Annotated in this window: 13 protein-coding genes; 5 read left to right on the forward strand and 8 right to left on the reverse strand. The window is 74.0% G+C overall.

Annotated features, from left to right (window positions below; genetic code table 11):
* Positions 1-76 precede the first annotated feature (76 nt).
* From ACIP4Y_RS08930 to ACIP4Y_RS08950, 5 genes are all read right to left on the reverse strand, one after another.
* Complete coding sequence (locus ACIP4Y_RS08930; RefSeq protein WP_401390647.1) at positions 77-772, reverse strand: GAF and ANTAR domain-containing protein; 696 nt, start codon at positions 770-772, stop codon at positions 77-79.
* A 209-nt stretch (positions 773-981) separates the two neighbouring features.
* Complete coding sequence (locus ACIP4Y_RS08935) at positions 982-1470, reverse strand: pyridoxamine 5'-phosphate oxidase family protein (protein WP_401389715.1); 489 nt, start codon at positions 1468-1470, stop codon at positions 982-984.
* A 111-nt stretch (positions 1471-1581) separates the two neighbouring features.
* A complete protein-coding gene (locus ACIP4Y_RS08940) occupies positions 1582-2442 on the reverse strand; it encodes an NAD(P)H-binding protein (protein WP_401389718.1) in 861 nt (286 codons plus the stop codon).
* Positions 2443-2563: 121 nt separating this feature from the next.
* Entirely contained in the window at positions 2564-3745 is a 1182-nt protein-coding gene (locus ACIP4Y_RS08945; protein WP_401389721.1) for an acyl-CoA dehydrogenase family protein, read from the reverse strand.
* 412 nt (positions 3746-4157) lie between these two features.
* On the reverse strand, positions 4158-5561 hold the full coding sequence (locus tag ACIP4Y_RS08950) for an MFS transporter (protein WP_401389724.1): 1404 nt from the start codon (positions 5559-5561) through the stop codon (positions 4158-4160).
* Between the two features lie 217 nt (positions 5562-5778).
* On the opposite strand from ACIP4Y_RS08950, the gene ACIP4Y_RS08955 reads away from it, so the two are divergent.
* Positions 5779-6213 carry a winged helix-turn-helix transcriptional regulator gene (locus tag ACIP4Y_RS08955; protein WP_401389727.1) on the forward strand — a complete coding sequence of 145 codons (435 nt, stop codon included), beginning with the start codon at positions 5779-5781 and terminating at the stop codon, positions 6211-6213.
* 28 nt (positions 6214-6241) lie between these two features.
* Here ACIP4Y_RS08955 and ACIP4Y_RS08960 read toward each other — a convergent pair whose 3' ends face one another.
* Complete coding sequence (locus tag ACIP4Y_RS08960; protein ID WP_401389730.1) at positions 6242-9496, reverse strand: BTAD domain-containing putative transcriptional regulator; 3255 nt, start codon at positions 9494-9496, stop codon at positions 6242-6244.
* Positions 9497-9673: 177 nt separating this feature from the next.
* Between ACIP4Y_RS08960 and ACIP4Y_RS08965 the strand changes: the two genes are divergently transcribed.
* The 4 genes from ACIP4Y_RS08965 (at position 9674) to ACIP4Y_RS08980 (ending at position 14394) form a co-directional block, all read left to right on the forward strand.
* Entirely contained in the window at positions 9674-10267 is a 594-nt protein-coding gene (locus ACIP4Y_RS08965; protein WP_361476922.1) for an NAD(P)H-dependent oxidoreductase, read from the forward strand.
* A gap of 29 nt (positions 10268-10296) precedes the next feature.
* Positions 10297-11052: a thioesterase II family protein gene (locus ACIP4Y_RS08970; RefSeq protein ID WP_401389733.1), complete on the forward strand. Its 756-nt coding sequence runs from the start codon at positions 10297-10299 to the stop codon at positions 11050-11052.
* Positions 11053-11411: 359 nt separating this feature from the next.
* On the forward strand, positions 11412-13637 hold the full coding sequence (locus ACIP4Y_RS08975) for a BTAD domain-containing putative transcriptional regulator (protein WP_401389735.1): 2226 nt from the start codon (positions 11412-11414) through the stop codon (positions 13635-13637).
* 166 nt (positions 13638-13803) lie between these two features.
* Entirely contained in the window at positions 13804-14394 is a 591-nt protein-coding gene (locus ACIP4Y_RS08980; protein ID WP_401389738.1) for a hypothetical protein, read from the forward strand.
* 237 nt (positions 14395-14631) lie between these two features.
* Here ACIP4Y_RS08980 and ACIP4Y_RS08985 read toward each other — a convergent pair whose 3' ends face one another.
* Both ACIP4Y_RS08985 and ACIP4Y_RS08990 read right to left on the reverse strand, forming a co-directional pair.
* Positions 14632-17907 carry a BTAD domain-containing putative transcriptional regulator gene (locus ACIP4Y_RS08985; RefSeq protein ID WP_401389741.1) on the reverse strand — a complete coding sequence of 1092 codons (3276 nt, stop codon included), beginning with the start codon at positions 17905-17907 and terminating at the stop codon, positions 14632-14634.
* A gap of 177 nt (positions 17908-18084) precedes the next feature.
* Positions 18085-19680, reverse strand: coding sequence for an aspartate aminotransferase family protein (locus tag ACIP4Y_RS08990; RefSeq protein ID WP_401389744.1), 1596 nt, complete (start codon positions 19678-19680; stop codon positions 18085-18087).
* Between the last annotated feature and the right edge of the window lie 266 nt (positions 19681-19946).

Consider the following 19946-nt stretch of genomic DNA (forward strand, 5'->3'; position numbering starts at 1 on the left):
GCGGAAGCGCGTCGCTCCAGGCTCGGGCCGGCAGTTCGTCCTTGCTCTCGAACAGCTGGTGCACGAGCAGGGCGTGTCAGGGGCGGGGCCGCAGGGGCGGCTGCTCGGTGGGCGGGCGGCCGGCGATGCCGGTCAGCAGGCGCGTGCAGACGTCACGGAGTTTGAGGTTGGTCTGCTGGGACAGCCGGCGCAGCAGGTCGAACGCCTCTTCGGCGGTGCAGTGCTGTTGCTGCATGACGCTCCCGATGGCCTGGTCGATGACGCTGCGGGACGTGAGCGCCGTCTGCAGGTCGCGGGTGAACTCCTCCGCGTCGGCCAGTCGCTGCGCCAGCGCGATACCACCGCCGGCCTGCGCGGCGATCAGGGCCAGCGTCTGCCGGTCGCCCTCGGAGAAGGCGTCGGGGCCGGTGGCGTAGAAGTTCAGCGCCCCGGCTGTGTGGGTGCGCGCCGGGATCGGCAGGGACAGCGAGGAGCGGACGCCCAGGCCGGCCGCGAAGCGGGGATAGGAGCCCCACCGGGTCTCCTCCAGGACGTCGGGCACGTGGACGGCCTCGCCGGTGCGCAGGGCCTGCAGACAGGGCCCGTCGTCCTGGCCGTACTGCTTCTCGTCCAGCTTGTCCGCCACTCCCCCGGTGCTCACCACGGTCAGCGGCCGTTGACGCCGCTGCAGTGTGACGCCGCAGCCGTCCACGCCGGTGACACCGACCGCATCGTCGATCAGGTGCTGGAGGAACTCGCGCAGGGAGGCGGTCTCCAGCATCCAGTCGATCATGTCGAGTGCGTGCTGACGACGGTCGAGTCGGTCCACCTCTCGTCACCTCCCGCGGCATCCTCTCCAGTCGCCCCTCCGCGCTGTGCTGATACCCCGGTCTCGTCGCTTCCTTCCCCACGATCGCCATCCTGCCCGTCGGCGTACGGCAGCCCTGATGCGCCGAAGCCCCGCCGGGACGCTTGCCGGCGGGGCTTGTGCGTGTCACGCAGTCAGCGGTGGCTCACGTCGGTCCAGATCCGGCTGCTGAGGTCGGAACCGCGCAGGACCTGGACGCGCCAGGGGTCGATGCGCAGGACATGGTATTTCGGGTCGGCCGGGCCGCCGCTCCAGAAGTTGTAGGGGTCGTATCCGACGCCGGCCGGACTTCCCTTCTGATAGAGATTCCAGGCGTAGGTCCTGGTCTCCATGTCCTCGGCCCAGGTCGAGACACTGTCGACGAATACGGCGTTCTGCCGGGGATTCCAGTACGAGTACGTCGTGTGGGGATTGTTCGCCAGGTGCGCCACCTTCACCGGCGTCTTGTACGCGGCGAGCCAGCCCACGGGCCTGCCGTCGACGACTTCCCAGATGGGCAGCAGGACACGGGCCCTCGGACGGGACTTCTTGTCGACCGTGATCATGGTGCAGTAACGGATGTCACTGATGTACTCGAAGAACTTGTCGGCGATCTCGGAAAACGAGTCGACCTTGGTCGCCATGACGACGGCTCCTATCTCTGTTCATTCACTCCGGGCCAGCTTGCCCGGTGTTTTCCGGGCATGGAAGAAGGCACTTTGAAGTGACCGACTGACCCCTGCCATACCGTCCGTTCAGACGTTCCACGCACCGGAGGCGGCGGCCCGTGCGGCGAACTCCGTGAAATCGCGGGGCTCGCGTCCGAGGACGCGCCGTACGGTGTCCGTGGGAGCGGCGTTCTTGTCGTCCCGGATCTGGCCGACGAGGTCGGCGACGAAGCGCGCGTAGTCGGCGGGCACGTCGTACCCCACGAGCTCCTCGACGTACTCCTCGTGGCCGACCGCGACGTAGCGGATCTCCCGCCCGGTGGCCTTCGTTATCTCCTGCGCGGCCTCGGCGAGGCTGAGTGCGCGCGGCCCGCTCAGTTCGTACGTCTGTCCCGCGTGGCCCTCCTCCAGGAGCGCCGCCGCGGCCACGGCCGCCACGTCGTCGGCGTCCACGAAGGGCTCCCGGCCGTCGCCGGCGGGCAGCCGCAGCTCGCCCGCGAGGACGCCGTCGAGCAGCACGCCCTCGTCGAAGTTCTGGTTGAACCAGTTGGGCCGCAGCACGGTCCACTCGGCGCCGGACTCCCGCACCGCGCGCTCGCCGGCGATCAGGGACTTGCCGCCCACCGGCTCGGTCACCCGGGCCTGGAGCAGCACCAGCCGGCGCACGCCCGACTCGACGGCGAGCTTGGCGAGTTCACGGATGTGCAGTTCGGCGTCCCAGGCCCCCGGCTTGTCCTGCATGTCGACCAGGTAGGCCGCCTGCGCGCCGGTGAGCGCGGGCTCCCACGTGGAGCGGTCGTCCCAGTCGAAGCGCACGTCGCCGCTGCGGCTCGCGGCCCGCACCCGGGCGCCGCGTTCGCGCAGCAGGCCTGCCAGGCGGCGGCCGGTCTTGCCGGTGCCGCCCAGGACGAGGACGGTCGGAGCGCTGTCGCCGGTGTTCTTGCTCATCACTGTCTCCCGGGGTGTTCGCGTACGGACATGGCATGGCCGTGCCCGGGCCGCCCGCCCCGTCGGGGACGAGCGGCCCGGGCACAGGGAACTCAGTGCGCCGGCCCGAGGGCCGGGCAAATCACAGGAAGGGGGTGTCGGGGGCCAGGCCGAGGAGGGAGCGGCCGTGCACCTCCATGTTGCTGTTGAACGCGTACAGCGCGTGCAGGGCGAGGCCGCGCACATCGCGGTGGAAGCGCTGGAGGGGAACGTCGCGCATGATCACTGAGGCCCCGCTGGCCTCGTAGAGCCCGTCGACGGCCTCCTTGGCCAGCTGGACCGCGAACGCGGCCCGGCCGCGGACCTCGGCCCGCTCCTCCAGGGAGGGCTGGGTGCCGGCGTCGGCGTGCCGCTGCAGGAGCGTGAGCCAGCCCTCCTGGAGCGCCTCCGCCGCGGCGATCTTGTTGGCGGCGGTGGCGGCCTGGATCTGGGTGACCGGCGACTGGCTCTGGTCGGTCCAGGAGGTGTAGGTGATGCCGCGTCCCGGGAGCCGCTCCAGGAACAGCTCCAGCGCGCCCTTGGCCATGCCGAGGAACACGGCGGCGCCATGCGCCATGAGCAGCGGGATCAGCGCGTAGTTGCGGCCGTCGGCACCGGTGTTGGAGCGGTCGCCGGTGGATCCGGCGAGCACGTCCATCAGGCCGACCACGCGGTGGGCCGGCACGGTGACGTTCGCGGCGGTCACGCTGGAGCTGCCGGTGCCGGCCGCGGCGGCGGCGTGCCAGTCGTCGGCGATGGTGATGTCGGAGACCGGGACCAGGGCCGCGTGCGGCACCGGGGTGCCGTCCGGGCCCTCCAGCAGGGCGGCGAGGATGGCCCACTGGGCACCGCGGCAGCCGGTCAGCCACTTCCAGGTGCCGTTCAGGGTGTAGCCGCCGCCCTCGGCGGGCGTGAGGGTGCCCGACGGGGTGAAGCCGGTGGAGACCCGGACGGAGCCGCCCGCGAACACCTCCTCCTGGGTGCGGTCCGGGAACAGGCTGACGATCCAGACGCTGCCGAGCCAGATCATCGACACCCAGCCGGTGGCCGTGTCGGCTCGGGCTATCTCGGTGAGGGCCCGGGTCTGGTCGGCGACCGGGGCCTCCAGACCGCCGAAGCGGCGCGGCACGGTCAGCCGGAAGACACCGGCCTTCTCCAGCAGATCGACGTTCGCCTCCGGGATCCAGCGGCGTTCCTCGGCCTCGGGGCCGTTCTCCCGAAGCGTCGCGGCCAGGCTCGTCACCTCGTCGAGCACCGAAGCGACGGCGCTGTCCGTCGTAGTCATGCTGCCTCCTGAGCAGTCTCGTCCGTCTGGGATGGGGGGAGCCCCGGGGTCCGGTCCGTGCGGTGCGCCGGCCGGCGCCCAGATCGCCCCCGCGAAGGCGTGGAAAAGCGCGTCCTTCCCGCCGGGCATATCCCGGGAACATCGCGCGTCTTCATTCTTCCCCAGGGGCGGTCACACCCCGGTAATCGGGAAGTCTTCGGTAATCCCCGCCCCTGGAACGGCCGGACCGGCGGAAACGTCCGGGGATATCCGGCCGGAAAGGAAACGGGTCGGCAGGCCCGTACCGGAAATGCCCCGGATGCCGCCGGACGCACAAAAAAGACGCCGCCCTGACCCGACGGGGGTTGTGGCCAGGGCGGCGTGTCACAGGGACCGTGCGTCCGGTGTCACCGGGACGTACGGGTCGGAGCGGCTAGACCTCGACCGAGGCGGGCGCGGGCGCGCCCGTCACGTCGTCCGCGCGCTTGCGCAGACCGAGGGTGCTGATCAGGGCGGCACCGAGCGCGGCGATCAGCGGGACGAACAGGGCCGCCTTGTAACCGTCGAGCAGCGCCGTGGGCGAGGAACCGTCGGTGGCCGCGATGTTGACGGCGGCGGCTGCGGACAGGCCGAGCGCGGCGCCGAACTGGAAGCTGGTGTACAGCAGACCGCCGGCGACGCCCTGCTCCTCCTCCTCGATGCCCTCGGTGCCGGCGATGGTGAGCGGGCCGTACGCGAGGGAGAAGGCCAGACCCAGCACGAGCAGGCTCGGGAACATCAGCGCGTAGCTCCAGTCCACCTGGAGCGGCAGCATCAGGGCGTAGGCCAGGGAGGCCAGCACCAGTCCGCCGAACATGACCCGGGCGTTGCCGAACTTCTCGACCAGCTTGGGGGTGAGCGTGGGCGAGAGCACCGTGTCGATGCCGATCACGATCATCGCGAAGCTGGTCTGCAGGGTGGACCAGCCGCGCAGTTCCTGCAGGTAGAGCGTGACGATGAACTGGAAGCCGAAGAATCCGCCGGAGAAGAGCAGCGCGGCGAGGTTGGCGCGGACGAGTCCGCCGTGCCGGAACAGGCCGAGCCGCACCAGCGGCGCCGCCGACCGGCGCTCGACGACGGTGAAGGCGATGAACAGCAGGAGGCTGGCGGCGACCGTGGCGATCGTCCAGACCGCGTCGACGTGCGTGGCGCGCTCGACGGCGAACACGAGCAGCAGGATCGCGCCGGTCACGGTGACGGCGCCGGTCAGGTCGACGGGCTCCCCCTGCCGGTCGGGGCGGGGCGACTTGGGGATGAGGGCGACGGCGGCGAGCAGGATGAGCGCCGAGAGGATCACCGGGGCGAAGAACACCCAGCGCCAGCTGATCGCGGTGAGCAGACCGCCGACGACGAGGCCGATGGAGAAGCCGCCGGCGGCGGTGCCGGAGTACACCAGCAGGGCCTTGTTGCGCTGGGGGCCCTCGGCGAAGCCGGTGGTGATGATCGACAGACCGGCCGGGGCCATGAAGGCCGCCGCGACACCGGTCACGAACCGGGCGACGAGCAGCATCCAGCCCTCGGTCGCCAGTCCGCCCAGGCCGGAGAAGAGCAGGAACACGACCAGCCAGAACACGAACATCTGGCGCCGGCCGAAGAGGTCCGCGGCCCGTCCGCCGAGCAGCATGAACCCGCCGTAGCCGAGGACGTAGGCGCTCATGACCCACTGCAGCGTGCCGGTGGACATCCCGAGGTCGTCACGGATCGACGGGAGGGCCACGTTGAGCATGGCCACGTCGATGCCCTCCAGGAAGATCGCGCCGCACAGCACGAACAGCACGCCCCAGGCGCGCCCACTCATGCGATCGGTGTCGCCGCCCGATGGGGATTGCACTGTGGACACTGAAGGTCTCCTTGAGAATGTCTGAGGGATGGACCGGGGGGAAATCCGCGGAGCCCGGACAGGGATCGGAGAAACCGAGGAAAGAACTCGATTCCGCGGGTACGCACCCCGGTTACGCGAGAGCCTGCCGGTTCCCACTTGTAACTGTCGGAATCATCGGGCACGCTGAGGTCCCATGGAAGAAGGCACTTTAAAGTCACCGAGGCACTGCTCGGGTACCGACGACTACAACATCCTTCAGTGGGACGTCCGCGAGGGCTGCGAGGTCCGCCAGATCCTGGACCGCGTCGCCGACAAGTGGTCGCTTCTGGTCATAGCGCTGCTGGAGAACCGCAGCCTGCGCTTCACCCAACTGCGCCACAGCATCGAGGGCATCAGCCAGCGCATGCTGACCGTGACCCTGCGTCAGCTGGAGCGGGACGGCCTGGTGCGCCGTACCGTCCACCCGGTGGTGCCGCCCCGGGTGGACTACGAGCTGACGCCGCTGGGCGTGACGCTGCACGACACGATCCAGGCGCTGGTGGCCTGGACCGAGGAGCACCAGGAGGAGATCGCGGTGGCCCGCGCCGAGTACGACCGGCGTACGGAGTTCAGCGAGGAAGCTTCCTGACGCACGGTGCGGTGAGCGGCGGGGCCGGTCACGGGACGCGGCGCGGCAGCGGGGCCTCGGCCTCGGCGGCTGCCTGCGTCCCGTGGTCGGTCTTCTCGCCCTCCGCGAACCGCGCGGCGTAGGCCTCGTCGCCGATCGCGCGGCGGATGCGGGCCGCTATCCGTTCCACGTCGGCCCGTTCGGCGGCGGGCTGGGGAGCGCCGGCCAGCCTGCGGGTGGCGGCGGCCGTGGCGAGCAGGCGTGCCGCGCGGCTCCAGCGGCCGGTCAGCGAGTGCGCCCCGGCCAGCCCTTCGAGGGCGAGCGCCACGGCCCGCGGGTCGCCGGTGGAGACGGCGGCGGCCAGCCCGTCCTGGTGCAGGGTGTACGCCTGAGCGGCGTCGCCGCGCTGCTCCGCGATGAAGCCGAGTTCGGCCAGCACCAGGGCGAGGCCCGGGGCGTCGTAGCGGCTGCGGTTCCACGACAGCCAGGGGCGCAGCCGGTCCTCGGCGGTGTCGAGGTGCCCCTCACGCCGGGCGCCGAGGGCGAGGCCGAGCGCGGCGAACTGCTCCGCCGGCTGGTTGCCCTGTTCCACGGCGAGGCGCAGGGCGCGGGTGTGCAGGTCCTCGGCCTCCCGGTAGCGCCGCTGCAGCAGGGCGATCCGGCCCAGCCCGGAGAGCTGGCGGGAGACCTCGGGCCACAGCTCCAGGGCCTCGGCGATGCGCAGGCTCTCCCGGTGCAGTTGTTCGGCCTGGCCGTACTCGCCGTTGATCTCGGCCAACCCGCCGAGCACCTCGATGGCCTTCAACTCGCCCCACTGCTCGCCGAGTTCCACGAAGAGACGGCGGGACTCCAGGGCGTCGCGGCGCATCGCGTCCAGGTCGCCGCGGGCCATGGCCAGCGCGGCTCGGCTGCCCAGGGCGGCCGCGACACCCCACTGGTCCCGGGTCGCCCGGAACTCCTCCAGCGCCCGGCGGACGCTCGCCTCGCCGGCTTCCAGCGCTCCCACGCTCAGCTGGGCGTGGCCGAGGAACCAGGCGGCGCGGATCGAGCCGGGGGTGCGGGCCGCGTCGGGCAGGGCGTGCACGACGTGTTCGACGCCGGACCAGCCCTCTCCCAGCAGGATGGCGAACCCGGCGTGCCAGGACACCGCCTCGGCGCGCCCGGCGGAGGCCCCGTCGCCCTCGACGGCCAGTGCGATCGCCAGTGACCTGCGCGCCTCGCCGAGCCTGCCGCGCAGGAACCGGTACCAGCTCAGGGAGTTGGCGAGCCGGAGCGCGAGGTCGGCGCTGCCGGTGCGCCGGGCCTCCTCCAGCGCGCGGCGGAAGTTGGCGTTCTCCGCGTCCAGCCGGAGCAGCCACCGGCACTGGTCCTCGCCGCTCAGCTGCCGGCCGGCGCGCTCGGCCAGGTCGGTGTAGTACCGCAGGTGCCGCCCGGCGACGCCGGCCGCGCCCTGCTCGCGCAGCCGCTGCTGGCCGTAGGCGGCGACGGACTCCAGCAGCCGGTACCGGGTGCCGGACGGCTCGTCGCCGCGCAGCGCCAGGGAGCGGTCGACCAGGATGGCGAGGGCGTCCAGGACCTCGTGCCGGGTCAGGCCGTCGTCGGCGCACACCACTTGGGCGGCCTCCAGTTCGCAGCCGTCGGCGAACACGGAGAGCCGGCTCAGCACCGTCTGCTCGCGGGGTTCCAGCAGGCTCCAGCTCCAGTCGAGGGTGGCCTGCAGGGTGCGGTGGCGGTGCGGGGCGTCCCGGTAGCCGCCGGTCAGGACGCGGAAGCGGTCGTCGAGCCGGTCGTGCAGCTCTTCGACGCCGAGCGCCCTGACCCGGTTGGCCGCGAGTTCCAGGGCCAGGGGAATGCCGTCGAGGCGCCGGCAGATCTCGGCGATGCGCACCGCGGTCGCCTCGTCGGGCGCGAAGTGGGGGTCCGCGGCGGCGACGCGGTCGATGAACAGCCGTACGGCGCTGGCCGACAGCAGGTGCGGCAGCCGGTTCTCGTCCGGCGCCGGCAGGTCCAGCGCGGTCACCGGCCAGACGGTCTCCCCGCCGATCCGCAGCGGTTCCTGACTTGTCGTCAGGACATGGAGCCCGGGTGCGGCGTCGAGCAGCGGGCCCAGCAGCCGGGCCACGTCGTCGATCACATGCTCGCAGCCGTCCAGCAGCAACAGCAGCCGCTGCCCGGCGAGTGCGTCGGCGAGCTTGCGGTCGGGGCCTCCCGCGGGGTCGGTGGTGGCGGCCTCGCGGATGCCGAGCACGGCCATCACGCGCTCGGCCAGCCACGCGGGGTCGCCGCCCTCGGGACCGACGGTGCCCGCCAGCTCCACCAGCCAGATCCCGTCGGGGAACTCCCCGGCCAGCCCGCCCACGGCCGCGGTGGCGAGCCGGGTCTTGCCCACCCCGCCGGGCCCGGTCAGGGTGACCAGGCGCCGGCCGGAGACCAGGGAGCGCACCTGGGCCACGCCCTCGTCCCGGCCGACCAGGCTGCTCACCGGGGCGCCCAGGTTGGTGCGGGTGCGCGCGGGGGCCGGCCGCGCGGGGCTCTCGGCGTGCCCCCGGGCGGCGAGGGCCGGATCGTGGCGCAGCACGGCCTGTTGCAGGGCGTCGAGCGCGGGGCCGGGGCGCAGTCCCAGTTCCTCGTCGAGGCGGCGGCGCAGGTCGGCGTAGCTGTCGAGGGCCTCGGAGGGGCGCCCGGCCCGGTACAGGGCGCGCATGTGCACCGCGCGCAGCCCCTCCCGCAGCGGGAACTTCTCCACCCAGAGGGTGAGTTCCCCGGCGAGCGCACCGTGTTCGCCCAGTTCCAGCCGGGCCTCGGCGTACTCCTCCACGGCCGCCAGCCGCTCCTCCTCCAGCGCGGCGGCCGCGGTGCGCGCGAACGGCTGGTCCGCGAAGTCGGCGAAGGCCTCGCCCCGCCACAGCGCCAGGCCCTCCGTCAGCAGGGCGGCCTTCTCGGCGGGGTCCTCGGCGAGCCGGGCGCGCGCCACGAGGTCGCGGAAGCGCCCGCTGTCGAGGTCGTCCGCGGGTACCTCCAGGCTGTAGCCCGGCGGCTGATGGGCCACCAGGGCGCGGGCGCCCGGCTCGGCGTCGTCGAGGGCGCGGCGCAGCTGGGAGACCTTGGCCTGCAGGGACGAGGCCGGCCGGGCGGTGTAGCTGGACTCCCCCCACAGGTCGTCGATCAGCCGGACCGACGGCACCGCCTCCCCGTGGTGGACGAGGAGATCGGCGAGGAGCGTCCGCACCTTCACCTCGGGCACCCGCACGAGTCTTCCCTCGGCGCTCCACACCTCCAGCGGACCCAGCACCCCGAATCGCATGTGATCACAGTAACTCGAACGTGACAGAGTATTGACCGATTCTTTGCGCTCCGGCGGTCCGAAGAGGGTGCGGGCGGAGGTCCGAATCCGGCCCGAAGCAAACCCGAAGCGCCATGGGAGAGGGTGGTGGACGGCCCGGAGAACGAGTACGGCGCCACGGACGCAAAGGGGGGCGGCATGGCCGAGGGGGATCGGCTCCAGCTGGTGATCATCATCGGCAGTGTCAGAAAAGGCCGGTTCGGACCGGTCGTCGCGGACTGGCTGGCGTCCCGTGCGGGCCGTCGCCACGACTTCGACGTCGACATCATCGACCTCGCCACGGCCTGGCTGCCGGACGTGATGTCGGCCGACCGGGACGCGCTCAGACCCCGGGCGGTCCAGGACCTCGCGCCGTGGCTGGGCGCGGCGGACGCCTTCGTGGTCGTCACGCCCGAGTACAACCAGAGCTTCCCCGCCGCGCTGAAGAACGCGATCGACTGGTACGACGAGGAGTGGCACGCCAAGCCCGTCGCCTTCGTGTCCTACGGGGGCGCCTCCAGCGGACTGACCGCCGTGGCGCAGCTGCGGCAGGTCTTCGCCGATGTGCACGCCGTGACGGTGCGCGAGACGGTCAGCTTCCACAACTACTGGTCCAGCTTCGGTCCGGACGGCCTTCCGCTGGCCCGGGAGGAGTGCGACGAGGCCGCCTGCAAGATGTTCGACCGCCTGGGCTGGTGGGCGCGCGCCCTGCGCCGGGCCCGCGCCGAGGAGCCGTACCGGCTCCCGGGATGACAGCACGTGACGTAGTGACGGGGGAAGCGATGGACAGTCTGTGGTTCAGGCGGTTCGGGACCGAGGAGTCCCGTGCGGTGCGCCTGATCTGTTTCCCGCACGCGGGCGGTTCCGCCGCCTCGTACGTCCCTCTGCTGCGGTGTCTGTCACCACGGCTCGACGCGCTGGCCGTGCAGTACCCCGGGCGGCAGGACCGCAGGCGGGAGCAGCCGGCCGAGGACGTCGCCGGGCTCGCCCGGCAGATCGCCGCCGCGCTGCGGCCGGCCACCGACCGGCCGTACGCCCTGTTCGGGCACAGCATGGGCGCGCTCGTCGCCTTCGAGACCGCCCGGGTGCTGCGCGCCTCGGGAGCGCCCGCCCCGCTCAGGCTGTTCCTCTCCGGGCGCGGTGCGCCCACCGGGCAGCCGAACCCGCACGACCAACTGCCGGACGACGCCGCGATCCTGGCCGCCGTCCGCCGGCTCGGCGGGACCTCGGCCGCCGCGCTCGCCGACCCGGACCTGCTGGAGCTGGCCCTGCCCGTCCTGCGGGCCGACTACCGCGCGCTCGCGGCATACCGCCGTCCGCCCGGCGAACCGCTGGACACCCCCGTCACCGCGCTGACGGGCGACACCGATCCCGTCGTGGCGCCGGCCGAGGTGGCCCGGTGGCGGGAGTTCACCCGGTCCGGGTGCGAGGTCCGGGTCTTCCCCGGCGGTCACTTCTACCTGGACCACTGTACGGACGCCGTCGCCGACGTCGTCGTCGACGGTGTCCGGGAAGTCCAGGAGGCGGTCGGACGCTGACGGCGTCCGCGCCGCTCGCCAGGTGAACCGGCCCGGGCCGACGCTGCCCCGGGCCGAAGCCGCGCACGGCCTGCGCGAGCCCGCGCCTCCGGCTCGCGGTGCGGTCCCGTGTGTCTCAACCGTCCGTTTCCGGCCCCGGCAACCGGCCGCGTGATCCCCTCCGGATCCCGTCGCCGGCCGCTCCCCCTGCCCGGGCCCCGATCGCGTCCGCAGCCGCCGCCGCACCGGCACACCCCCGTATGCACGGGCCGGTCCGCGGGCCTGGCGCGGTTGCGCAGAGAACCACGGCGGGCCCTCGGACGATCCCGGACGGGTGCCGCCGGATCGACCCACCGTCGAAACGAGCAAGAGGGGCAGTCGTGGAATTCAGAATCCTGGGACCGCTGGAAGTGCAGGCCCTCGGCCACACGCTCGCGCTGGGCGGATTCAAACAGCGGGCCGTGCTGGGCCTGTTGCTGCTGCGCGCCAACCAGGTCGTCGCCACGAGCGAGTTGCTCCGGGCCCTGTGGCCGGACGAGAACCGGCCGGCCACCGCGCGCAAGATCCTCCAGAACGCCGTGTCGGGGCTGCGTACCGCCCTGGCCCGCGCCCACAGCCGGGCCCGCCCGGCCGAACTGCTCACCCGCGCCCCCGGCTACATGCTCCGCATAACCCCCGGCAGCCTGGACGTCTCCCGCTTCGACCAGCGGGTGGCCGAGGGCCGGACCCACCTGGAGGCCGGCCGTCCGCTGCGCGCGGCCGAACTGCTGCGGGACGCGCTCGACGAATGGCGCGGCCCGGTCCTGTCCGACCTGGTGGAGCAGGGCATCGACTGGCCGGAGATGGCCCGGCTGCGGCAACTGCGCCTGGACGCCATGGAGTTCCGCTTCGAGGCCGAACTGCAGTGCGGCCGCCATCAGGCCGTCCTCGGTGAGCTGATCACCCTGACCGCGGCGGAGCCGCTGCGGGAGCGGCTGCACGGGCAGTTGATGCTCGCCCTGTACCGGTGCGGCCGCCAGGCCGAGGCCCTCGCCGCCTTCACCTCCCTGCGCCGCACGCTCGACGAGGAGTACGGTCTCGAACCCTCGCGCGAACTGCAGCATCTCCAGCAGCAGATCCTGCGGCACGATCCGGGGCTGGTCCTCGCCGCGCAGGCGGAGCATCCGCCGGAACCCGTCGCTCTCGTGGCGAACACACCGGCCACGGCGGTGACCGAACCCGCCGGCACCTCTTCCGGCGGGGCTCCTGCGGCGGAATCCCCGCCCCGCGCGGCCGCCCTCGCCGGCTCCGCCGCGGCGTCGGACCCGGTGCTCCGCCCGGAGTCCGGCCGGCCGCTGAGCGAACGGCGCGATGTCGCCGTGCTCCTGGTGCGCGCGGCCGTACGGCCCTCCGGGGAACACGTCGGGACCGGGGCGCAGGACACGCTGGCGCACGACGCCATGTCCGCGGCGGCGGAGAGCATCGCCGCGCACGGGGGCCGGGTCGTGGGATCCCTCGGGCAGGTGTGGGCCGCGCTGTTCGGACTGCGGGACGACACGCCGTCGGCGGGCCCGGACGCGGTCCGGGCGGCCCTTGCCGTGCGGGACCGGCTCGCGCGCCGGCCGGAACTGGCCGTGAGCGCCGTCGTGACGACCGGCAGCATGCTGATCCGCCGGTCCTCGGTGCGCCCCGACAGCGCCGTCTCCGCCGTCGGTGTCCTGCTGGACACCGCGCGGCACATGCTCGCCGAGGTACCGCCCGGGAAGGTGTACGTCGGCGGCCGGGCCGTCGCGGACACCGAGGACCGCATCGCGTACCAGCGGGTGGCGGGCGGACGGGGCACCGGCCACGGTCTCTACGAGGCCCTCGCGCCCCGTACCCGCCGCAGCCCGGCGCCGGGGGCGGGCCACCACGAGCGGGAGCACGAACTGACCGTGCTCACAGGCCTGTTGGCGCACTCCCGGCACCGGCGGGTGCCCTATCTGCTGACGGTTCTCGGCGGGCCGGGCACCGGCAAGTCGCGGCTCCTGGCCGAGTTCGCCGGGCGGGCCGGGGCCACCGACGACGTGCTGGTGCTGCGGCCCGCGTTCGGCGGACCGGCGGCCCCGGCTGCCGCGCTGCTCGACGCCTGGCGGGCGGCCTGCCGGCCGCGGCCGGCCGCCTCGGCGGACGCCGCGCTCGCCGCGCTCGTCCGCTCGGTGGCGGGCCCCGGGCCGGAGGCCGACCCGCTGTTACGTGCCATGCTCGCTCCGGACCGCTCGGGCGGGTCCCCGGGTACGGCGCTGGAGGTCTGGACGCGGGTGCTGCTGGCCGGAACCCGGCAGCGACCCGTGGTGCTGTGCGTCGACGACGTGCACCTCGCCCCGGGCCCGGTGCAGGACTGGCTGGAGGGACTCGCCGGCAGCGCGACGGACGCCCCGCTGCTCGTCGTGGCCAGCGCGCGGCCGGAACTCCTCGGTCAGCGCCCGATGTGGGGCGTCGGACAGCACAGCACCAGCACGATCAGCCTCGCCCCGCTGCCGGAGCCCCGGCGCGCCCCAGTCGGGCCGTCCGCGGTGCCGCCGCCGCGCGAGGGAGTGGTGGTCCTGCGCCCGGGTGCGGGCCGTGCGCGGCTGCTCACGGGGTGACCGCGGCCTGCGCCCGGGTGCGGGCCGTACGCGGCCGCTCACGCTCGCCGCGGCCCGCGGCCGCCCGCCTGGGGGGCGGCCAGATGCCGCGCCGAGAACACCCGATGACCGGGCGGTGCAGCGGGAAGTGGGTGCGCGATGTGCGCCGTCTGCTGTGCTGGACGGCATGGACGATCTCCTGACACCCCATACGACACGTGCCCGGCCGGAGGGCGACGGCGTACCCGCGTTCCCGCCGGCACCGTTCGACGACACCACGTTCGCGGCCTTCGTCGGGCGGGAGTTCACGGCGGCCCTGTCGGCCGGACTGCGCCGGGCCACGGCCGGGACCGCTCCCGCGCACACCGGTGCGCTCCGGCTCCCGGACCACGCGCCGGAGCGGACACCGGCCCCTGAGGCCCTGCTGCTGCGCGAGCACGCGCCGCAGATCCTCCGGCGCTACGAGCGGTCCCTGGCGGCCCTGCCCGCGCTCGCCGCCGCCCGGCACCGCAGGGCACGCTCTGCGCTGGCGCGCTGGGGAAGGCAGCTGCTGGACACCGCGTGCGGACCGGACGCGCGGGCGACGTCCGCCCCGGCCGGCGCCGACGCGCAACGCCGCGCCGTCGCGCTGCCCCTGCTCATCGACGCGGCCACCCGGTGCCTGCCCTCCGAGGACCCCGCCTCCCTCGACGTCGTCCGGGCGCTCCTGCGCGCCGGCGGCCTGCCGGGCCACCGCAGCGGGGGCGGCAGCCCGGCCGGGCAGCGACTGTCGGGGTGACCGCGCGGGGCGCGAGCGGGGGTGTCCGGGGAGCGGCCCGACAGGGCCCGTACGGCTGAGCCCGCGGGGCGCGAGCGGCGGGGCCCGGGGAGCAGCCCGACAGGGCCTGTCCAGCGCCTGTACGGCTGACCGCGCCGAGCGCGAGCGGCAGGGACCGGGAGCAGGCCCGCCAGCGCCCGACCGGCTGACCACACCGGGGCGCGAGCGGCAGGGACCGGGGGTCGGGCCCGGTCGGTCCTACGCCGCCCATGCGAGGCGGTCGAGTGCGTACAGGCATTCCAGGAGCCGCTCCAGCGCGCTGTCGGCCGACGGGACCAGACTGATCGTCATGGTCTGCGGGCGGCCCGCGGACCAGTCCGGACGGCGCTCCAGCAGCCGCGGGTCCGCGCCGGCCACGGTCAGCAGCGGTACGCCGGGCGCCGCGCACACCATGTCCTCCACCAGCGTCAGCGCCGCCTCGTCCGCGCGGTCCAGGTCGTCCCAGATCACCACCAGCGGCTCCCGGGCCGCCGCCAGCACGAGGAACTCCCGTTCCGCGGCGAGGGCCTCGGGCGGCACGGGCCCCGGCGCCGGGCGGAACAGCGGGTCCAGCCGGTCCAGCAGCGCGTCCCGCCGCCGCCGGTCGTCGACGAGCCCGGACAGGGCCCCGTCGAGCTTGGCCCGCACCGACTCCGCGAGGTCGTCCGGGCTGATACCGGCGTAGGCGGCGAGCAGGGCCGCCGGGGCGGGCCAGCCGTCGGCGCAGGGGCCGCAGGTGGCCGCCAGGACGCGGGCGGGGCTGTCCTCCAGCTGCTGCCGGAAGGCCATCAGCAGCGAGGTCCGGCGGTTCCCCGGGCCGAGGACGGTGAGCAGATGGGGCAGGGCGAGGCCGACGCTGCGGCGGGTCATGCCGCGCATCAGGTCCAGTTCGCAGTCCCGGCAGTCCGTGGCGGCGCCGGGGTCGTGCCACGCCCCGTCGGCCACGTCCTCGACCGCCCAGGCCGGGAGGGGCCCGTCGATGCGGCGGTAGGCGATGCCGGGTTCCGTCAGCCGACGGGTGGTGTCGCACACGCGCACCTCGTCCGGCTCGACCTCGGCGAGCAGGACCTCGCACGCGGAGACCAGGCCCCCGCCGATCCACGGTGCCGTCGGCCCGGCGTCGGGCCTGTGCCGTACGACGGCGGGTCCGGTGGCGACGGCGGCCCGGGCCGAGATGCCTCTGCCGGCGAGGTGGAAGGAGGCGGAGGCGCGGCGCAGGCCGGCGCGTACGACCGCCGCGGCCCGGACCGCGGCGGCGGCCGCCCGTTCCTGCGGCTCGCCCTCGAACAGCCCGAGGAGTACGGAGCCGAGGGCCGACGCCATCACTCCGCCTTCGGCCTCGATCCGCTCCCGGGCCAGCTGGGTGACCGCGTCGAGGGTCTGGTCCAGGGACTCGGCGGAGACCCCGTCGAACCCGGCACCGAGTTCGAAGCGCAGCAGCACGACCGTGACCGGCCGGCCCTCGTCGCCTCCGGCCGCCGGGAAGGCGGGGCGGCGGACGGCCGCGGCCGCGAGCGCCTCCGCCGCGGGGGCCGGGCGCTTGGGCAACGGCGCACCGGGCACGCGGTGCGGCGCCGCGGGGCGGGGCTCCGTACCGTCCGGCCGGCCGGCCGCGGGCCGCTCCGCGTCCGGCCGGGTCGCCCCGGGCCGCTGCGAGCCGTCGGATGAGGTCGCGGCCGGCCATTCCGCGCCATCGGGTGGAGTCGCCGCGGGACGGCCCGTGCCGTCCTGAGGGGCCGCCGCGGGCCGTCCCCTACCGTCCGGCCGCGCCGCCGCGAGCCACCCAGCGCCGTTGTGAGGGGTCGTCGCGAGCCGTCCCGTACCGTCCTGCCGCGCCGCCGCGGGCCCCTCCGTGCCGTCGGGTGAGGCCGCCTCAAGCCGCCTCGCATCGTCAGGCGGGATCGTCGCGGCCCCCTCCGTACCGTCCGGTGCGGTCGCCGCGGGCCACCCCCTGTCGTCCGGCCACCGCGCACCGTCGGGTGCAGCCGCCCCGAGCCACCCCGCATCATCAGGCGGGGTCGCCGCGGCCCCCTCCGTACCGTCCGGCCGGACCGCCCCAGGCCAGCCCATACCGTCCAGTGCGGTCGTCCCGGACCACTCCGCGTCGTCCGGTGCGGTCGTCGCGGACCACCGCGGGCCGTCCGGTGCGGTCGCCGCAGGCCACTCCGGGCCGTCGGGTGCAGCCGCCCCGAGCCACCCCGCATCGTCAGGCGAGGTCGCCGCAGCCCCCTCCGGGCCGCCCGGCCGGACCGCCCCAGGCCAGCCCACGCCGTCCAGTGCAGTCGCCGCAGGCCACTCCGTGCCGTCCGGTGCAGCCGCCCCGAGCCACCCCGCATCGTCAGGGGAGGTCGCCGCGGCCCCCTCCGGGCCGTCCGGCCGGACCGCCCCGGGCCAGTCCGTACCGTCCGGCGCGGTCGCCGCGGGCCACCGCGGGGTGTCCGGTGCGGCCGCCCCGGGCCGCCTCGGGCCGTCCGGCCGCGCCGTCCCTGGCCACCCCGTGCCCTCCGGCGGGGTCGGCCCAGAAGGGATCGCCCCAGGCCACGTCCGGCCGTCCGCAGGGGCCGCCGCGGGCCGTTCCGTGCCGCCGGGTGGCGTCCCGTGGGCCGCCGGGGTGTCGGGCGGGAGCATCGGTACCGGGCCGGGTGTGGCGTCGAGGGCGTCCCGCGGCCCCTGTTGTTGCGGCATGACCGGCGTGGAGGGGCGGTCGTCGCGGGTCGGCGTCGGGGCCGGCAGGTCCAGCGAAGGGTCCTGGACCAGCACGGCCTGCTGCAGGCGCTGCAGATCGGGGCTCGGCTCCAGGCCGAGGTTGTCCACCAGGGCCTCGCGTAACCGGCCGTAGACGGCGAGCGCGTCGGCCTGCCGCCCGCAGCGGTACAGCGCGAGCATCAACTGGCCGGCGGCGCGCTCGCGCAGGGGCTCCTGCTCGGCCAGGGTCTTGAGGTCGTGCAGCACACTCTGATGACCGCCGCACGCCAGTTCGACCTCGAACCAGTCCTCCATGACATCGAGGCGCTCCTTCTCGATCGAGGCCAGCTCCGGCCAGCAGGTGCCCTCCTCGACCAGGTCGGCGAGGACCCCGCCGCGCCACAGCGACAGCGCGCCGGTGAGCAGCTCGCGCGCGCCGGCCGGGTCGCCGGCGGCCATGGCCGTACGGCCCTCGGCGACCCGCTGTTGGAAGACCAGCAGGTCCACCTGGTCGGGCGTGACCCGGAGCATGTATCCCGGGTTCCGCGTGAGGAGTTCCGGAGGCGTACCCTCCGGCCGGTTCCCGGACAGCGCGCCCCGCAGGCGCCAGACGGCGTTCTGCAGGATCTTCCGCGCGGTCATGGGCGCGTCGTCGGCCGGCCACAGCGCCGCCAGCAACTGGCTGGTGGAGACCACCTGGTTGGCGTGCAGGAGCAGATAGGCCAGGGCGGAGCGCTGCCGCACCCCGCCCAGCTCGACGAGGCCGGAGTCGTCCTCGACCTCCAGCGGCCCCAGAATGCGTATGCGCATGCGTTTCCCCCGTCATCCGCACTCGTACAACGGAAATCACCGCGATTCTCGCCGGATCACCGTACGGCGGTGCAACCTGCTTTCACTCAATGCTCAACGATCACATACCCCTTGGCCCAGGGTCACGGGTTCCGTCAACCGGCCGTTCGCCCAGGCGCGAGGAGGTCCGGCACCGGACTACGCCGAGCCGAGTGCCGCGCCGTCCTGGGCCCGCAGCAGGGCGCAGACGTCCCGCAGTCCCGTCTCCAGCTGCGCGATCTGCGTGTCGTCGACCTCGACGGACGGCTCGAAGCGCAGGGTGTTGACGGCGCTCGCCGTGGGGAAGGTGCGCACCCGGTGGCGGCGGAGCAGGTGTCCGGCCAGCACATAGCCGAACAGCCCGCCCTGGGCGGCCTGCCGGATCTCCGCGGAGGCGGACTCCGACTGGTCCCGGAACTCCAGGCCCAGCATCAGGCCCCGGCCGCGGACGTCCGCGACGACGTCGGGGAAGTCGGTGTGCAGCCGGGTCAGCATCGAGCGCAGCGCCTCACCGCGCTCCTCGGCGCGCCGGTAGGCCGCCCCGTCGTCCGCCTCGAGGAGTTCCAGGACCTTCAGGGCGATGTGGCAGGAGAAGCTGTCCTTGGCGAAGGTCGAGCTGTGGACGATCTCGAACTCCTTGCGGTACCAGGTGCGGCGCACCAGCATCACGGACGTCTTCGCGATGCCTCCGCCGAGCGTCTTGGCGAGCGTGTAGTAGTCGCCACGCAGGCCGAGCGGGGAGCTGGCGAGCAGGGTGCCGGTGCGTCCCATGCCGCTCTGGATCTCGTCGACGACCACGGGGCAGTCGATGGCGGCACAGAACTCCTGTATCTCCCGGGCGAATTCGGCCGAGAGTTCGCGGATGCCGCCCTCGCCCTGGACGGGCTCCAGGAGGAAGGCGCAGAAAACGGGGAACTCCCGTTCCACCAGGGTGACCTGGCCGTCCACGACGGCCGGCTCCGGCAGGACGCCGCGCTCCTCGGCGTGGATCTCCTTGAGGATGTCGGGCCGGTCCTGCGGGACGAAGCGTGCCTGGGCGGCGAGGGCGGCGAACGGCAGCCGGTAGCCCTCGTTGTGGGTCAGCTGCACACTGGCGGCGAGTTTGCCGTGGAATCCGCCCTCCAGGGACAGGAACATCGGCGGACGGGCCGTCAGTTCGCGGGCGCGCCGCTCGATCTCCTCCTCCGCGAGGGCGAACCGCTCGGCCGCGGAGTCCGGTCGCGCGGTGACGCCGAGGGTGCTGAGGACGGTGTCGGGCACGGTGGCCGTGCCGTCCGCCACCGCCGCCCGCACGGAACTGCGCCGGGCGGCCGTCCGTTCCAGGAGCTCCGCGACGCGCATGCCCCGGTCGAGTTCGGCGTGCTTGATCGCCGCTTCCACGGCCTCGGCGCCGCTGTTGGCGAAGACGGCGTAGTAGGGCTCGTCCGTGCACAGTTCGCGGTGGATGATGCGGTTGAGTTCCGCGGCGAGCCGGTTGGCGTAGGGGTGGCGGGAGAACTGCGCGTGCACGGGGGTGCCGCCGTCGAGCAGTTCCTTGGCCCGCGCCACGATGGCCGGGTGGTTGTGGCCGAGGAGCACGGAGCCGTAGCCGCCGGCGAAATCGGCCACCGGGAGCTCGCCGTCGTCGGTTCGCTGGTAGAGGGTGTTCCCCTGCGCGCGCACGTATTCGACGGCCAGTCCCGCGCTGTCGAGCACCTCGCGCAGATAGGGCTCAGCCAGCTCGGGCCCGGGAGTCGTCGCGTAATAGTCGTCCATGGCCAAAAGAGTGCGTCAGGGGGGTCAACGGGCGGTCATCGCGGGGTCATCACCGGTGCTCAGCGGGGGATGGCGGGGCGGTTACCCGACAGTGGGAGACGGAGCGAAAGGCGCGGGTACGTTGAATGTGTCGGCTGCTCATGCCCGTCGCGGCCCGCCGGCATCCCGTGCAGCCTAATCCGGAGAGGGTGGCATGAATTCCGCGTCCACTGACATCGATTCCGTGGCCCTGCGTTCGGGGCCGGCATCGGAATCCGGGCCGCCGC

It is taken from the genome of Streptomyces sp. NPDC088810, from assembly GCF_044750305.1.
Classification (GTDB): Bacteria; Actinomycetota; Actinomycetes; order Streptomycetales; family Streptomycetaceae; genus Streptomyces.

What these genes read in the sequence shown, in the direction of transcription:
- ACIP4Y_RS08950 (WP_401389724.1), bottom strand. Translation starts at nt 5,561, where the DNA reads ATGAGTGGGCGCGCCTGGGGCGTGCTGTTCGTGCTGTGCGGCGCGATC.
- ACIP4Y_RS08935 (WP_401389715.1), bottom strand. Translation starts at nt 1,470, where the DNA reads ATGGCGACCAAGGTCGACTCGTTTTCCGAGATCGCCGACAAGTTCTTC.
- ACIP4Y_RS08945 (WP_401389721.1), bottom strand. Translation starts at nt 3,745, where the DNA reads ATGACTACGACGGACAGCGCCGTCGCTTCGGTGCTCGACGAGGTGACG.
- ACIP4Y_RS08955 (WP_401389727.1), top strand. Translation starts at nt 5,779, where the DNA reads ATGGAAGAAGGCACTTTAAAGTCACCGAGGCACTGCTCGGGTACCGAC.
- ACIP4Y_RS08960 (WP_401389730.1), bottom strand. Translation starts at nt 9,496, where the DNA reads ATGCGATTCGGGGTGCTGGGTCCGCTGGAGGTGTGGAGCGCCGAGGGA.
- ACIP4Y_RS08965 (WP_361476922.1), top strand. Translation starts at nt 9,674, where the DNA reads ATGGCCGAGGGGGATCGGCTCCAGCTGGTGATCATCATCGGCAGTGTC.
- ACIP4Y_RS08985 (WP_401389741.1), bottom strand. Translation starts at nt 17,907, where the DNA reads ATGCGCATACGCATTCTGGGGCCGCTGGAGGTCGAGGACGACTCCGGC.
- ACIP4Y_RS08970 (WP_401389733.1), top strand. Translation starts at nt 10,297, where the DNA reads ATGGACAGTCTGTGGTTCAGGCGGTTCGGGACCGAGGAGTCCCGTGCG.
- ACIP4Y_RS08940 (WP_401389718.1), bottom strand. Translation starts at nt 2,442, where the DNA reads ATGAGCAAGAACACCGGCGACAGCGCTCCGACCGTCCTCGTCCTGGGC.
- ACIP4Y_RS08930 (WP_401390647.1), bottom strand. Translation starts at nt 772, where the DNA reads ATGATCGACTGGATGCTGGAGACCGCCTCCCTGCGCGAGTTCCTCCAG.
- ACIP4Y_RS08980 (WP_401389738.1), top strand. Translation starts at nt 13,804, where the DNA reads ATGGACGATCTCCTGACACCCCATACGACACGTGCCCGGCCGGAGGGC.
- ACIP4Y_RS08990 (WP_401389744.1), bottom strand. Translation starts at nt 19,680, where the DNA reads ATGGACGACTATTACGCGACGACTCCCGGGCCCGAGCTGGCTGAGCCC.